Below are 15866 nucleotides of genomic sequence, written 5' to 3'. Positions count from 1 at the left end.
ATGGAAAAGAACATGCCTGATGCCAAGATCATCGAAATGGTCATCGGAGGAGTACCTGTTTGTGGAACTATCGAAAGAACGATAGCCAATGGGCTTATGCTTGTAGGAGATGCTGCACGCCAGTCAGACCCAATAACAGGTGGCGGAATTATCAATGCCATGGATGCAGGCAAGATGGCCGGAGAAATAGCTGCCAAGGCGATCAGAAATGGAGATTGTTCCACAGATACACTTCAGGAATATGAAGAACTGTGGAGAAAGACGATCGGAAAAGAGATCAATAATAATCTTATTGTCAAAGAGACTTTCGTCAATTTTAGCGATGAAGACCTTAATTCCCTTGCATACTCCCTAAAGGATATTAACTTCACAAGCATGAGTCTTCTGGACCTTTTGAAGGCATTGTTCAAAGCAAATAAGAAGCTTCTCTGGGACCTCAGAGGAATATTCAAGGATTACATCAAGAACGATATTGATTTCAAGTACAAGGCAGAATAAAGCATCTTTTCGCTTCATCCAAAACGGATGAAGTAATATCTCTTTTTCACCGTTTCCAGAACTCAGGGGTCAGCATCACAATAACAGTGAATACTTCCAACCGTCCGATCCACATATTGGCAATAAGGACAAGTTTACCTATTGCAGGAACCGTGCTAAAGTTTGCCATTGGTCCAACCAGATTGAAACCCGGACCAATATTACCCAATGTTGCGATCGAGGCAGTTATAGAACTTGTAAGGTCCATACCAAGAATTGCAAGAATTGCAGAACTGAGTAAAAAGATAAGGAAATAGATGACAACAAAGGAAATAATTGCATGCATAATGTCTCCGGGCACACTTTTTCCATTGAACTTCACAGGTCTTATGGCTTTAGGATGAATTGCCTTAAAAAGTTCACGGCGGGCATATTTCAGTAATATCAGGACCCTGACGACCTTAATTCCTCCAGCAGTTGAACCTGCACATCCACCGATGAACATTATGGCCAGCAGTATAACTTTTCCTGAATCAGACCATAAATTAAAATCAGCAGTTGCATACCCGGTCGTGGTCAGAATGGAAAGAACCTGAAATACCGCATATCTGAATGCTGTAGGTATAGTATCATAAGTATCCCTCAGAAGGATCCCGGTCAACAGGATAGTTGCGATAGCCACGATCGCAAAATAGAACTTGAATTCGTTGTCTTTTATGAGACTTTTTTTGTCAGAATATAGGGTCTTGTAATGCAAAGCAAAATTTGCACCTGCTATGAACATGAACAATGTGATTATACCTTCTATCAAAGGACTGTCAAAAGCAGCAACGCTATCAGCATATGTGGAAAAACCACCACACGCCATTGTGGTGAACGTATGTGTGGAAGCATCGTAGAATGACATCCCTGCTGCAAGCAACAGTATAAGCTCAAGTACCGATATCGAGACATAGACCGCCCAAAGTATCTTTGCGGTTTCCCTTATTCTCGGCTTGATCTGATCCTCTTTTGGACCTGGAGCTTCTGCGCGGAACATCTGTCTGCCAGCAACCCCCAATTTCGGAAGAATGGCAATGAACAACATAATGATACCCATTCCACCTATCCACTGGGTCATACTTCTCCAGAACAAAAGGCTTCTCGAATGACTTTCAATATCCACGAAGATCGTTGCCCCAGTAGTTGTAAAGCCTGACATGGATTCGAACAGAGCATTAAGAGGAGTTACACCATCGAACATGTAAGGGATAGAACCAAATAAAGCAGCTGCAAACCATCCAAATGCAACTATGGCAAACCCTTCTCTTTTTTCCCATTCGTCCTCACCGGTGGATACGAACCTAAAGGAAAGCAGAGACCCAACAATTGTCGTCACTGCGAAAGATACTGCAAAAGGATAGGGGGACTCGCCGTAATACATTGCGACTACCAGAGGTATAAGCATCAAAGGCCCAAGAAAACAAAGAAGAGAACCCAATGCGTTAAATACTACCCTATAGTTTATCAAAATAGAGACCTTCCGATTTTACTTGAACAACCGTTCAACTTTTTGATGTGCAGAAGGTAATAAGAACACAAGGACACGATCCCCTTCTTTAATGATATAATTACCACGGGGAACGAATGTATCCCCTTTATGCACCACCATACATACCAGAGCACCTTCAGGGAAGGGTACGTTCTTCAAAGGTTTACCGGTCACTTTGGAGGTACTGGATGCAATATACTCTATTATCTCGGCCTTTTCACCTTCGATCATTGTCAATGCTTCAATACCAGTACCCATCGTCAATTTCAGAACTTCATTGATCGTAGCTTCCCTTGGACTTACCGCACGGTCCACGCCCACCAATTCGAACAATGGCACATAATCAAGATGGTCAGCCCTTACAATAACCTTCTTTGCACCAAGTTGCTTGGACAGAAGAGCACATAACAGATTTTTCTCATCACTGTCAGTAACGGAGATGACGACATCCATATCCTGGACACCTTCTTCTTTTAGAAGATGTATATCGGTCCCATTTCCTTTCAAGACAAGAACTTTAGGAAGGAGATCTGCAATAGATTCACATCTATCCAGATTCTTTTCAATTATCTTGATACTCGTGTTGCTTTTCTCCAGAAGCTTTGCAAGATAGAAACCAACTGTCCCACCGCCGATAATGAGAACTCGCTTCACACTGTCCGTATGTCCGGCAAAGAGGTTACCAATGTCCATCATGGCATCGGATTTGCCGATGACCACAACATGGTCACCTTTGTGAATGACATCGTCACCATGTGGAATGATAATATTTGATTCTCTATAGAGTGCACTCACGATACAACATTCAGAAAGGTCAAGGTCTTTCATTTTTTTGTCAACAAGATCGCTTTCATCCGATACAACGAATTCCATCATCTTGACCTTTCCATCTGCAAACACCTCAGCATCTATTGCAGAAGGCATAGAAAGGATCTCAGCGACCTCAGAAGCCAAAGCAAGCTCAGGGCATATCATGACATCGATACCTACCTGAGTGCGCGTTGCAACAGGCCTGTCGATATAATCAGGGTTCGTTACCCTCGCCATTGTCTTGAGCTGTTTGTGTAAAGGAGATATCAGCTTGGCAGTCGTGCAGGTAACAATGTTCAATTCATCTGAACCCGTTACGGCAACAAGGAGATCAGCATCGTTTATCAGACGCTCAAGGATAGAAACGTTCGCACCATTACCCTGGATCACCTGTACATCAAGTTCATCGGCTCTCGCACATGCATCCTCATCAATATCAATGACAACAACATCATTGTTGAGATAGAGAGAACTTGCAATATGAAATCCGACTTCTCCAGCACCTACGATAATGATCTTCATAAATCACACAGCCCTGTGAAAATAATTGAAATTATAAAGAATGGTTAATGAAACATATCTATGTTAAAGGTTACTGCAAAAATAAAAGAGTGAAAAAGAAAAATATTTAGGCACGTGCCTTAATCGACAGTGCCAACAGAATTATTAGAGGTAGAACTCTCAAATGCATCCTTCAGCTTATCAAAGAAACCCTTTCCTTTCGAACCCTTATGATCACCGTTACTTAGCTCCTCGAATTCTTCAAGTAGCTCTTTTTGTTTACCTGTAAGGTTCGTAGGTGTTTCAACGACCACCTTGACAAGCTGGTCACCCTGACCATGCCCGTGAAGATGAGGCATACCTTTACCCTTTAAGCGTAATACGGAATGTGTCTGAGTACCAGGTTTGATCTTCATCTTCACTTTTCCGTGAAGTGTCGGAACCTTTATCTCAGTACCCAGGGCCGCCTGTGAGAATGATATTGGAATTCCATAGACAATATCATCGCCAACACGCTCAAACTTATCATGTTGCTTGACATGGATGACAATATAGAGATCGCCTGGTGGTGCACCAGGGCTACCAGCTTCGCCTTCCCCAGACATCTTCAGTCGCAGACCTGTATCAGCGCCCTTTGGAACCGAGACACCCATCTTGCGCACTTTCTTTTGTTTGCCTGAACCTCTACAGACAGGGCAGGGAGATTCAATGACCTGACCCTTTCCATGACAAACATCACAAGTGGTTGTGGTCATGAAGTTGCCAAGCGGTGTTCTTCTTGCATGGGTTACCTGCCCGCTGCCACGACATGTGGCACATGTTTTAGGACTCGTGCCTTCCTTTGCACCGGTTCCCCCACATGTTTCACAATTCTCTGCACGTGGGATATTTATATGCACCTTTTCTCCGAAAGCAGCCTGTTCCAGCGTTACGCCAAGGTCATACCTCAGGTCCGAGCCTCTTGTAGGTCCCTGCCTGCGGCGCCCTCCGCCACCAAAACCGCCGAAGCCGCCACCGCCTCCGAAAATACTGCCAAAAATATCACCGAGGTCACCAAAATCGCCAAAATCAGCATTTCTAAAGATATCTTCTGTACTGTATCGACCATCGATACCCGCATGTCCAAAACGATCATACTGCGCTTTTTTCTCAGCATCTGAAAGGACAGCATAAGCTTCGGAGATCTCCTTGAACTTCTCTTCAGCATCCGCTTCTTTGTTCTTGTCAGGATGATGTTTCATCGCAAGTTTGCGGTAAGCTTTTTTCAACTCAGTATCAGATGCATCTTTCGATACACCAAGTATTTCATAATAATCTCGCGTGGTCGACATTAGAACTCCTTTAAAGGTAAATTAAAGTGCAGATGGAAATCATCTGCACATATTGCCTTCAGGTATTTATTTGTCTTCGTCAACGACTTCATAGTCCGCATCAACGACATTATCATCTGATGCAGAGCCAGCTGATGAAGGACCACTTGCATCTTCAGAAGCTTCAGCACCAGCACCACCACCAGCCTCTTTCTGAGCTTTCTCGTACATTGCAGCAGAAACCTTATAGACAGCTTCCTGAAGTGCTTCGGTCTTGCTCTTGATAGCCTCGAGGTCTTCCCCTTCAAGTGCAGTGTTCAGCTCAGCTATCGCAGCTTCGATCTGCTCTTTCTGCTCATCGGTTGCAACATCTCCAGCTTCCTTCACGGTCTTTTCAGCAGCATTGACAAGAGAGTCAGCATTGTTCCTGATCTCGACCTCTTCCTTGCGTGCCTGATCTTCCTCAGCGTGCAACTCTGCGTCCTTTACCATCCTTTCGATCTCCTCATCGGACAATCCGCCAGGTTTCTGTATGGATATGGACTGTTCCTTACCAGTTCCGAGATCCTTTGCATTGACATGAAGGATACCATTGGAATCGATATCGAATGTTACTTCGATCTGTGGCATTCCCCTTGGTGCAGGTGGTATGCCGTCAAGCACAAAACGACCGAGGGTCTTGTTCGCAGATGCGATACCACGTTCACCCTGCAAGATATGGATCTCCACAGATGGCTGGCTATCTGCTGCAGTTGAGAATATCTGGCTCTTCTTAACAGGAATAGTAGTGTTCCTCTCGATAAGTGGTGTTGCAACGCCTCCGAGAGTTTCTATACCCATTGTCAGTGGTGTGACATCGAGAAGAAGAACATCATGGACCTCTCCACTAAGTACGCCTGCCTGAATAGCTGCACCAACTGCAACTGCCTCATCTGGATTGATGTTCTTGTATGGGTCCTTTCCAATGAAGTTCTTGACAAGATCATATACTGCAGGGGTCCTTGTAGAACCGCCGATAAGAAGTACACGGTCAATGTCCTTTGTGGTCAACTTCGCATCACTAAGAGCCATCTTCATTGATTCGAGAGTCTTAGCCACAAGGTCTTCGGTCATCTTCTCGAACTGTGCCCTTGTAATGTCAATATCGATATGTTTTGGCTGACCATTGGAATCCGCTGTAATGAACGGAAGGTTCACATTTGTAGAAGCAACACCGGAAAGTTCGATCTTTGCTTTTTCTGCAGCATCACTGAGACGCTGGAGAGCAGCCTTGTCATTTGACAGATCGATACCTTCAGCCTTCTTGAATTCCTCAACAAGGAACTCTGTGATCCTCTGATCGAAATCATCTCCACCAAGGTGAGTATCACCGCTTGTGGAAAGTACTTCGAATATACCATCGCCTAACTCAAGGATTGATACATCGAAGGTACCTCCTCCGAGATCGTAAACGAGGATCTTGTGGTCGCCTTCCTCTTTGTCAAGACCATATGCAAGAGATGCTGCAGTAGGCTCATTGATGATCCTTAGGACCTCAAGACCTGCGATCTGTCCTGCATCTTTGGTAGCCTGTCTCTGAGAATCATTAAAATAAGCAGGAACCGTGATGACGGTATCAGTGATAGTCTCACCAAGATAAGCCTCAGCGTCTTCCTTGAGCTTCCTCAGGATCATAGCAGAAACTTCCTGCGGAGTGTAATCCTTACCGTTGAGATTGACATTATAGTCACCTTCACCGATATGACGTTTGATAGAACTTACACTGTTCCCAGGGTTAGCTATCATCTGTCTTTTTGCTACCTGACCTACAAGCTTGTCTCCCTTCTTAGAAAAACCAACCACTGATGGAGTTGTCCTTCCACCTTCAGCGTTTGGAATTACAGTAGGTTTACCGCCTTCGATCACAGCCATACATGAATTAGTAGTTCCAAGGTCAATACCCAATATCTTTCCCATAATAATACCTCACTTATATTTGATTAAAATCAGATTAACGATAGATCTAGTTATTTCTTTCGTAAACGATACGATCCGTTCATTCCTCATCCGGATTCTGTGCAACTGTGACCATCGCATGACGGATGACCTTTGAGTTTAGCTCATAACCGGCTTTGCAGACATCAACAACATGGTTGTCAGCATGCTCAGTGGTCTGCACATGCATCATGGCCTCATGAAAATGGGGATCAAATTCCTTGCCATCGCAATCTATCATCTTAAGACCTTCTTTTTCGAGGATAGATGTAAATTGCTTGAACACCATTTCAACGCCTTCTATAATGGAGTAAACATCATCTGTCTTTTTAGCAGATTCGAGAGCACGCTCAAAGTTGTCACGTACCTCAAGCAACTCGACCATTATTTTTTCAAGAGCAAATTTTCGAAATTCTTCTTTTTCCCGCAGGCTTCGATTTCTGAAATTCTCAAATTCTGCCCTCTGGCGCATTATTTGTTCATTTAGTTCAGCGATCTGAGAATCACAGGAAGTTTGCAGATCCTCTGTGCTATCAGAAGCATTTTCCTTTAAGGCTTCTACATCCTCATCTGCACAGCAAGTACAAGGATCGGACTTCTTCTCAGATTTAGATTTCTTTCCAAATTTACCTGTCATTTCTCACGACTCCGCCATAATTTGTGAGCGGTATAATTAATAACAGCTGATTGTTTGATGTTCTATAAATAGGCATCGGTTAGAAAAAATACGTAATACTAAATATCATAGACAAAAAAACAAGCACAAACGCGGGTCCTGATCAGATAGGATCAGGCATAATCGGTTTGCATCTTATAAGATAATAATTTGACAAGCAACATACTGGCGATCATACACAACGCAAGTGCGGAGACCATCTTATCCCAACCCAGTGCCTCAAGCCCACCAGTTCGCACAAGCTCAACGCCTCCAAAGAATGAAAAAATGGAGATCGTAGCTGCAAATGAGACCACACACCCGCCAATAAGTGCACCGACCTGATCGGCACCCCTCATTTCAAAGAAGACAGAACCTACAATGAACAATACAGCAAAGATCAGTAATATCATTGAAGATGGCATCGGACTTTTACCGGTCGCGAAAATGTTCATTACACCCAAGGCCATGCCTACCATGAATAAAGACAATGTGCCTGAAACTGCCAGTGCCTGTACAAAAGGATTACCTGAAATATCTACATCCATCCTTTACATCCCTCGTTCACTAATTGTATTGCTGCTATATATATTAATTGTTAAGAATATAGCCTTAAAAGAATCGAATATAGAATAAAGTCACAGTAAATAACAAATAAGATGATATAATCTCAGCTTATATGAAAATACTTCTTTCTGAATACGCTGTCAGCACAGGGATGAGCGGCACCTACCTCCTGGAAGGAAAAGCAATGCTATCCACCCTGGCATCCAGCTTTTCGCGTCTCGGGCACGAAGTGATATACACAACCTCCGATACGACCATCGAGCATGGGAAACCTGTCAGATCATCCGAAGAAGATATCGAAGCAACGATAAGGAAATGTGCCAAAGAATGTGATGCGGGACTCGTTATAGCCCCCGAAGAGATCCTTCCGGGACTTACAGCAATAATTGAAGATAATACACTGAACCTTGGTTGTTCCCCGGATGCAGTATCCATCTGCTCGGATAAACTTGAGTGCACCAGAATGCTCGAAAATGCAGGGCTTGCAGTCCCCAGAACATATGCACCCGGACAAAGGTTGCCACTGGAAGGATGCTGGGTAACAAAACCCAGATATGGTTGTGCATCTGAAGATACTTTTGTTTGCCACCGACCAGATATTAAAAGCAGCCATATTGCGACCGAATATATCAAAGGCGAACATCTAAGTGTTAGCCTGATATGCGGAAAAGAACAGCTCCCCCTCACAGTGAACGCACAGAGGATGGAGATAGACCCCACAAAGGATGCTTCCAAGATCGAATATTGCGGTTGTACAACCCCATACAGAACAGATAGAGAACAAGAGCTCTATGATGTAGCAAAGAAAGCTACAAGAGCATTAGGCTGCAATGGATACATAGGCGTGGACATCATACTTGGGGACAGACCGTACATCGTAGATGTCAATCCAAGACCTACAACATCCCTTGTGGGCATTACAAAGATAATGGACAAAGAGATAGCAGAACTTATCCTCAAGAACGGGATGGGAGAAACACTGCCAGAAATAAAGATAACCGGAGAATATTCATTCACCAAAGAGGAACTGAGATGAGATATATAGGAATAGACATCGGCGGAGCAAACACCAAAGTTGCATCAAGTGATGGCGAGATTACAGAATTGCTCTACATTCCGCTCTGGAAAGACACGACCCTTCCATCCGCACTTAAGGAACTGGCAAATAGGCTTCGACCCGACGGATTGGCAGTTGTTATGACAGGAGAGCTGGCAGACTGTTTTGTCGACAAGGATGAAGGTATCAAGTTCATAATGGATGCAGTGAACAACGCCTTCGACTGTGAAGTGAAATACGTCAACAATACAGGGAATTTCCAGGAAAGGACACAAAGCAGCAGAGAACTTGCCGCTGCAAACTGGGCTGCATCTGCCCGCCTGATAGGAGAAGAAGTTGGAGATTGCATTTTTGTGGACGTAGGCAGCACCACCAGTGATGTGATACCCATCAAGAACGGAAAACATATTGCAGGACACACTGATTTTTCAAGATTGCTTAGAGATGAACTGTTCTATGCAGGTACACTGCGCACGAACCTTGCGGCATTACTTGAAACCGTGGACCTTGATGCTGGTACATGCAGAGTATCATCTGAGCTCTTTGCAAATACCGCAGATGCATATATGCTGCTTAGAGATATCGATAAAGAACTCTATACATGCGAAACCGCAGACGGTGCAGGCAAAAACATGATCGACTGCATGAGAAGACTTGCGCGCGTGGTCTGTGCAGACCTTACCGAAATATCAGAAGATGATATATACAGGCTAGCAAAGAACGTTAAGGAAAGACAGATAGAACTGCTATGTAATTCAATATCCACAGTTGCCGAAAAGAATGACCTTGATATGATAGTATCGGCAGGTTTGGGAGAGTTCATGGTAGAAGAGGCTGCAAAAAGGCTCGGTTATGACTGTTTCTCAACTGCGGACAAGTGGGGCAAGGATATATCAAAGGTATTTCCCGCATATGCTGCGGCCAGATCGATGGATAAGGAAAAGAACGAATGATAAGGGAAATTGCTCATGAAGGTCGTCCTTAAACTTGGAGGAAGTCTGATAGACAGATCAGCAGACCTCATAGAGGCCATATCTGACCACTTTGCCGGAACCGAAGGGAATACGCAAGTGATCATCGTACCCGGCGGTGGGATCTTTGCCGATAATATACGCAGGATATCCGAAGAGTATTCACTCACGGAAAAAGCATCCCACTGGATGGCCATAGCAGCAATGGAACAATATGCACATCTCCTCGAAGATATGACAGGGATACCAACCATAGAGGATACCAGCAATGTCAACGAAAAGGTATCAATTCTGCTCCCATACAGACTTTTGAAGGATACGGATGAACTACCCCATTCATGGGATGTTACCTCTGACACCATTGCAGCATGGGTGGCACAAAGAATGAATGCAAGATTTGTCAAAGCCACCGATGTTGATGGTATTTTCAATGATGGGAAAATGATAGAGGAGATGACCCAAAGAGAACTTGAGAGGATGGGAGAAACATGCGCCGACCGGATGTTGTCCACAATGCTGATAAAGCACGGTATGGACTGCATGATCGTGAATGGAGATCATCCGGAGAGAGTGGTTGCAGCCATTGAAGGTAAAAAAGTTATAGGAACTTACATCAAGGGGAATACTTAAATTATATACCGCGTATGTACAGAAACCGTTAATAGCTTATAGCGATACAAAACGTTTCGTTCCAGCATCATACAATTTACTGAATTAAAAAGGAGATTTATAATATGGCAAAAGTTGAACAATGCACATCATGCGGAATTCACCTTGTTGAGAAAGGGTTCACAAGACTCCCTTGCCCAACATGCGAAACCGAACTTGGAAGATGTACCAAGTGCAGACAACAGAGCAACCCTTACACATGTCCAAAATGCGGATTTGTAGGACCCTGAGGAATCATAATGGGTGAAGTAGCAGCAACAATGAAGATCATGCCAGAAGGTGTAGATACCGACCTGGATGACCTTAAGATCAGGCTTGAAGCAGCATTACCAGAAGGCGCATCTATCTTCGGCTCAGAGATAGAACCTGTTGCATTTGGTTTGAAAGCGCTCAAACTAGTAGTCCTCGTTGGCGACCTCGAAGGCGGCACAGAGCCTGTAGAAGAAGCTTTTGCAGCAGTTCCTGGTGTAGAGAGCGTACAGGTCACCGAATTGGGAAGACCTGTTTAATTTTTAATTTTTTTTATTTCTCTTTTTATTATTTATCTATGGGGCTCGTAGATCAGGGGGAGATCGTTACGTTCGCAACGTAAAGGCCGCGGGTTCAAATCCCGTCGAGTCCATTAGAGAGATCATTGAAATAAAGTAATAAGATGAATAAAAAAGAGTAATAAGAGGATTATTCATCCCCCATATGGATCACTTTTGCGTTAGAGACCGCTTCATTAACAAGAGCTTCAATGTCCACTTTTTCTTCTTCTTTGACAATGGAACCAAATGTTGCTTTCACCTCTGGGTGAACAGGAACGGCACCACAGCCTGAAGTTGGCATTATCGAAATATCATAGGAACCAATGCGTTTGGCAATATCGATTATTTCGGTTTTGTCAAGCCCTATGAGAGGGTGATAAAGCGGAATTCCCAGACCATATATCTCAGCATGCATATTGGCAGCGGTCTGTGAAGCCACCTGACCGATGGATGAGCCTGTGATGATACCATCAGCATTCTCTTTTTTCATAATTTCATATGCCATACGATACATTGTGCGTTTACAGAGAAGACAGGTATTCTTCACAATACACTTCTTCATAAACTCGTCAAGGTTCTTCCCATGAGGGACCTCATACATTTTCATATGATCCGCAGGAGACCATTTTTGAAGCAGTTCAACAGCTTTGATCGCACGTTCAAGTGCTCTCTCATCAGAAAAAGGTATGTTGTTCGCATACACCGGGATAACCTTCACACCACGCTTCATCATAAGCCATGCTGCAACCGGAGAATCGATGCCCCCTGACATCAAAGCGACCATCGTACCCTGACTACCAAGCGGAAGACCCCCCACACCTTTGACAATGTCTGTAAAAACATAGGCTTTGTTCTGCCTCATTTCAACGGAGATCTCACGATCAGGATTTGAAAGGTCCACCTTAGGAGTTTTTCCAATAGATTCAAGCCGGGTCCAGACCGCATCCCCGCATAATCTGCCAATGTCCGTGGAAGAAGGGCCCTCTTTTCCCACACGACGTGCACGAATTCCGAAGGACTCGCCTTCATTTATAATATCGGTACCAATATCGGCACAAAGCTTTGCAGCTTCATCAACATCAGCCTCTATAATTTTAGCAGCCGATGTGGAAACAACACCAAAGACATCCGCGGCTGCTATTGCAGCTTCCGGGTCATCAGAAGTAATGAAGATACGACCCCATTCACGATGAACTCTGGAAAAAGATACTTTTTTCTGCCTCAACATAGCCTCAAGGTTCCTTACAAGGATCCTTTCATAGAGATTCCTGACACCCGGACTCTTGAGTGCTAGTTCTCCATACCTTACAATAACCACATCGAACATGGAGCATAGTAATCATACATGAGTTTTAAGCTATTTGGTAGAGGCAAATGATAGCAATTATCAGAACATATAGGAAAGGTATATATATAGATGAATCACCTATGTAGGGTTATCCATAAGGACGAAGACTATATTGAAATGCAATATAGAAGAAAAGAGTGGGTTTGGGGAGTGGGATTTCCAATACACTTTTTTACGCCACATAAACGCAATATTACTTACATATCATTAATCGGTGGGGGTATATAATGAAAATATTAGACGAATGTCCAAAGTGCAACTCAGAGCTTGAGCTAGAAAATGACAGCTTGCAGGTATGCAAAGTATGTAAATACTGGACAAAAGCAGGAACTGCAAGACTTGATTCGATCACAATAATGGGATAAGGCGATCTTATGACAGGTTCACTAAAATGCCATCGTTGCGAGATCGATCTTAAGCGTATGAAGATGGGAAGCAATCTCATGCACTACTGCAGTAAATGTGGCAGTACAACATCAGTAGAGACCAGTTATAAAAGTGCCACACGATCAGGCACATATCGTGATCAGATATCGATCTGATCACCAGTAACTATTTTCCTTAATTTTATAACATAAGTGTAAAGGCTTTCAACATCCTTGATCTCTTTTTTAACCAAAGAACTTAGCTTATCACGTAGCTGCATATCAACATCAGCACCGAGATATACCAGGTCCTCAGAAAGTTTCGCGGCAAGGATGTTACCCCTCCGGTCCCAATCAGTAAGAACGATGACTCGTTTCTTCTCACTTGCAACCCTTTCAGAGATCTCTGTAAGAGGGGACTGAGTAACAAGTTCAATAGGACCATTGATGCCAAGTTTTCTCAATGAAACAATGTCACGTCTCCCTTCAGCCAGAATAATATCCCCATTATTGGAACATTCTGTCAGCTCAGCAAGTATGACCTCGATCGATTCGAGCCTCCACTGGTAGTCAGAAAAGGGACCTTTCAAACGATCCTTAATTGAAGAAGACCCATTGCCATGATGATATTGTGACATTAATGTAGAATATCACATCAGCCCTAAATAATCATCCCAAACTGACATTATTTCTTTCCCATAGAACGATAGCATTATATAGAGAGATTTATGAAACTTATAATGGATGGGATAATTGACCATACCATCAGGAGTGGTAGAAATGGGTTGCATCTTTTGTGGGAAAACATGCCTGGAAGCAGGTGTTGAAGGGGACTATGGCAACGACATGCCCGAAGGCAGAATAATAGGTCGCAGCCATGTTTGCATGGATTGTATCATAGAACTAAAAGAGGTTCTGGGATTAGAGGATATTGAAAAAAAGGTTGCTGAAACTGAATATGAGATGTTCGAAGAAAGTAAACGCTGAATTTTGAACATATCCTTTTGGAAAAAGAAATATCCCAGACAATAACGACCATAGGTCGAACTATCATCTTTTGATAAAAAAGTCTGTGAAAGTATCAGAGAGAGCTATCCAGCCAACTTCAATACTTTCAACATTTGATAGCTCAGGACCAATATGTAAATGATCCAACAGTTCTGAAATGCAGGACCTTTTCCCCTGAGCAACCACTTTGACACGACCATCCGGGAGATTTTGGGCATACCCCATCAGACCTAAACTGGTAGCGGTCTTCTGAGTAAATCCCCTGAAATATACTCCCTGAACCCTGCCAGAGACATATATCTCCGCACAGGACACATCATCTGTCGCAGTCATAAATTCAACACCAGACAAACCATTAAATGAACTTTGGCCTCATGGAAAGCAGTTTTGCAAGAGGAAGACTGCGATATGGCATATCACCTATCTCGTTGAATACGCGTTCACTCAACTCTTCTGCAGTCATTTCCACCTTCATCGGCTTCTTTGGCTCAGATTCTGCACGAATTGTCACAGTAACCTTGCCGCTCTCGACCTCACTATCACCTATCACTGCCACATAAGGTATCCACTCACGACCTGCATCGCGTATCTTCTTACCAACGGTCTCTTCCCGGTCATCAATATCTGCACGACACAAGAGAGAATCAGCGACCTCTTGAGCGAAATCCATATGCCTTTCAGCAATTGGAATAACACGCACCTGAGTCGGTGAAAGCCAGACAGGAAGATTTGGAACCTTACCCCCTTCTGCATCCATTGCCGCCTTTTCAAGAAGTGCATAGATACACCTCTCGATCGCACCGCTTGGAGAACAATGCAATACAGTAGGACGGTTCATCTCGCCATTGGCATCAACATAATTGATATCATAACGCTCTGCATTCTCCACGTCTATCTGCACAGTGGAAAGTGCACTCGCTTTTGCTGTCGCATCAACGAAATTGAACTCGAACTTAAGTACGAAATAGAAGAATCGAGTATCCCACATCTCCACAAGAACAGGCTTATCGACCTTCTTTGCAAGCTCGGTTATGAACTCCCTGTTATCTTCATAGAACTCACGGGTAAAGCGAATAGCAACCTCAAAGTCACTCACATCGATACCGATCTTACGAAGGATATCAATGCACATACTGTACTGTTCGCCAAACTGGGAGATAGCAGCTTCCATGTCAGGACAGAGAGTATGCATATCAGGCATTGTGAACGCACGAAGTCTGCGAAGCCCGACAAGCTCGCCACGTTGTTCTTTCCTGAAACTGTACCTCGTCATCTCGATCATCTTAAGAGGGAGATTCTTGTAAGAGATCGTCATGTCATGGTTCATGAGGAACTGCCCGAAACATGCAGCAAATCTCAAGAACATACTCCGTTTGTCAGACTCGATGGAGTACTGACGTGCCGGGAACCGGTCAAGGTACTTTTTCAAGGTCGGGTGATTCATATCATACATCAATGGAGTCTCAACTTCCATTGCCCCGATCTTTGAAGACTCCTCGAGAACGAAGTTCTCGATAAGTGATTTCATCATCCTGCCTTTTGGGTAATAGCGCATGTTACCGGAATCAGACCCAGGTTCATAATCCGCGATCTCGAGGCGGCGCATAAGTTCAACGTGAGGAGGTGCCTTCTCGATGTTCCTGTTCTTGGATATCTCATAGTTCACGAACTTCTGAAGATTATCATGCCCCGTAAGATCAAAGGTTTCCGCATCGTGAAGCTCACCATCTGGTGTTAGAATACGCCAGTAGGACTTTGCAGAATCCTCTGCTTTAAGAGCCTCAGAAACAACCTCTTTCTTTTCAGCATCTATAGAGACGACCTCTCCACAAGGTACAGCACCTTCCGGCCTGATAGTACGTGAAAGTTCAGAAAGCGGATGTCCTTTACAACTGATACTGAATGCCTTGTACCAGCCAAATGGAGCCCTCATGACATTGTACTTACCCTCAAGTGCCTTTTCAATACTTTTTAGGACTGAAACAGCTACTTTCGGAGACGAAAGGTCGGAGCTTAAATGCGCATAAGGATAAAGCATTATGCTCTCTGCCTTGACCTGACCTGCAACATTCTCTATCTCAGAGACTGCACGA

Annotated in this window: 19 protein-coding genes and 1 tRNA gene; 10 read left to right on the top strand and 10 right to left on the bottom strand. The window is 43.8% G+C overall.

Annotated features, from left to right (window positions below; all coding sequences use genetic code 11):
• A partial coding sequence (locus tag QAS77_RS04515; protein WP_305064272.1) for an NAD(P)/FAD-dependent oxidoreductase occupies window positions 1-498 on the top strand: 498 nt, incomplete at its 5' end.
• Window positions 499-544: 46 nt separating this feature from the next.
• Here the strand turns inward: QAS77_RS04515 and QAS77_RS04510 are convergent.
• The 6 genes from QAS77_RS04510 to QAS77_RS04485 form a co-directional block, all read right to left on the bottom strand.
• Window positions 545-1984: a TrkH family potassium uptake protein gene (locus QAS77_RS04510; protein ID WP_305064273.1), complete on the bottom strand. Its 1440-nt coding sequence runs from the start codon at window positions 1982-1984 to the stop codon at window positions 545-547.
• A 21-nt stretch (window positions 1985-2005) separates the two neighbouring features.
• Entirely contained in the window at window positions 2006-3340 is a 1335-nt protein-coding gene (gene trkA / locus QAS77_RS04505) for a Trk system potassium transporter TrkA (RefSeq protein ID WP_305064271.1), read from the bottom strand.
• A gap of 119 nt (window positions 3341-3459) precedes the next feature.
• The gene (gene dnaJ / locus QAS77_RS04500; RefSeq protein WP_305064270.1) at window positions 3460-4650 is read right to left on the bottom strand and encodes a molecular chaperone DnaJ; all 1191 of its coding nucleotides are present in this window, start codon (window positions 4648-4650) and stop codon (window positions 3460-3462) included.
• A 66-nt stretch (window positions 4651-4716) separates the two neighbouring features.
• Window positions 4717-6585 carry a molecular chaperone DnaK gene (gene dnaK, locus QAS77_RS04495; protein ID WP_305064269.1) on the bottom strand — a complete coding sequence of 623 codons (1869 nt, stop codon included), beginning with the start codon at window positions 6583-6585 and terminating at the stop codon, window positions 4717-4719.
• Between the two features lie 79 nt (window positions 6586-6664).
• Window positions 6665-7240, bottom strand: a complete 576-nt coding sequence (gene grpE, locus QAS77_RS04490; RefSeq protein WP_305064268.1) for a nucleotide exchange factor GrpE — start codon at window positions 7238-7240, stop codon at window positions 6665-6667.
• A 152-nt stretch (window positions 7241-7392) separates the two neighbouring features.
• Window positions 7393-7806: a heat-shock protein gene (locus QAS77_RS04485; protein ID WP_305064267.1), complete on the bottom strand. Its 414-nt coding sequence runs from the start codon at window positions 7804-7806 to the stop codon at window positions 7393-7395.
• Window positions 7807-7937: 131 nt separating this feature from the next.
• Here QAS77_RS04485 and QAS77_RS04480 point away from each other — a divergent pair, with 131 nt between their 5' ends.
• The 6 genes from QAS77_RS04480 (at window position 7938) to QAS77_RS04455 (ending at window position 11144) form a co-directional block, all read left to right on the top strand.
• Window positions 7938-8861, top strand: coding sequence for an ATP-grasp domain-containing protein (locus QAS77_RS04480; RefSeq protein WP_305064266.1), 924 nt, complete (start codon window positions 7938-7940; stop codon window positions 8859-8861).
• Window positions 8858-9835, top strand: a complete 978-nt coding sequence (locus QAS77_RS04475; RefSeq protein WP_305064265.1) for a hydantoinase/oxoprolinase family protein — start codon at window positions 8858-8860, stop codon at window positions 9833-9835. Before QAS77_RS04480 ends, QAS77_RS04475 begins: the two co-directional genes overlap by 4 nt.
• 15 nt (window positions 9836-9850) lie before the next feature.
• Entirely contained in the window at window positions 9851-10483 is a 633-nt protein-coding gene (locus QAS77_RS04470; RefSeq protein WP_250867623.1) for an amino acid kinase family protein, read from the top strand.
• Between the two features lie 104 nt (window positions 10484-10587).
• Entirely contained in the window at window positions 10588-10752 is a 165-nt protein-coding gene (locus tag QAS77_RS04465; RefSeq protein WP_011499381.1) for an HVO_2753 family zinc finger protein, read from the top strand.
• 9 nt (window positions 10753-10761) lie between these two features.
• The gene (locus tag QAS77_RS04460; protein WP_250867624.1) at window positions 10762-11031 is read left to right on the top strand and encodes an elongation factor 1-beta; all 270 of its coding nucleotides are present in this window, start codon (window positions 10762-10764) and stop codon (window positions 11029-11031) included.
• A 41-nt stretch (window positions 11032-11072) separates the two neighbouring features.
• Window positions 11073-11144 (top strand) — tRNA-Ala (locus QAS77_RS04455).
• Between the two features lie 56 nt (window positions 11145-11200).
• Here QAS77_RS04455 and thiI read toward each other — a convergent pair.
• Entirely contained in the window at window positions 11201-12379 is a 1179-nt protein-coding gene (gene thiI, locus QAS77_RS04450) for a tRNA uracil 4-sulfurtransferase ThiI (protein ID WP_305064264.1), read from the bottom strand.
• Between the two features lie 248 nt (window positions 12380-12627).
• Here thiI and QAS77_RS04445 point away from each other — a divergent pair, with 248 nt between their 5' ends.
• Window positions 12628-12765: a hypothetical protein gene (locus QAS77_RS04445; RefSeq protein WP_250867627.1), complete on the top strand. Its 138-nt coding sequence runs from the start codon at window positions 12628-12630 to the stop codon at window positions 12763-12765.
• A 9-nt stretch (window positions 12766-12774) separates the two neighbouring features.
• Window positions 12775-12942: a hypothetical protein gene (locus tag QAS77_RS04440; protein ID WP_250867628.1), complete on the top strand. Its 168-nt coding sequence runs from the start codon at window positions 12775-12777 to the stop codon at window positions 12940-12942.
• Here QAS77_RS04440 and QAS77_RS04435 read toward each other — a convergent pair.
• Window positions 12927-13403: a toprim domain-containing protein gene (locus QAS77_RS04435; RefSeq protein WP_305064263.1), complete on the bottom strand. Its 477-nt coding sequence runs from the start codon at window positions 13401-13403 to the stop codon at window positions 12927-12929. The two genes, QAS77_RS04440 and QAS77_RS04435, sit on opposite strands and share 16 nt — an antisense overlap.
• A gap of 115 nt (window positions 13404-13518) precedes the next feature.
• Between QAS77_RS04435 and QAS77_RS04430 the strand changes: the two genes are divergently transcribed.
• Window positions 13519-13752 (top strand): hypothetical protein, encoded by a 234-nt coding sequence (locus QAS77_RS04430; protein ID WP_305064262.1) that lies wholly within the window; start codon window positions 13519-13521, stop codon window positions 13750-13752.
• Between the two features lie 63 nt (window positions 13753-13815).
• Here the strand turns inward: QAS77_RS04430 and QAS77_RS04425 are convergent, their stop codons facing one another.
• Together QAS77_RS04425 and QAS77_RS04420 are read right to left on the bottom strand one after the other, a co-directional pair.
• Window positions 13816-14106 (bottom strand): acylphosphatase, encoded by a 291-nt coding sequence (locus QAS77_RS04425; protein ID WP_250867632.1) that lies wholly within the window; start codon window positions 14104-14106, stop codon window positions 13816-13818.
• A gap of 22 nt (window positions 14107-14128) precedes the next feature.
• The coding region (locus QAS77_RS04420; RefSeq protein ID WP_305064261.1) for a threonine--tRNA ligase at window positions 14129-15866 on the bottom strand (1738 nt) is incomplete at its 5' end.

The organism is Methanococcoides sp., assembly GCF_030594565.1.
Taxonomy (GTDB): Archaea; Halobacteriota; Methanosarcinia; order Methanosarcinales; family Methanosarcinaceae; genus Methanococcoides; species Methanococcoides seepicolus.
This window is presented reverse-complemented; position numbering and strand designations above follow the sequence as displayed.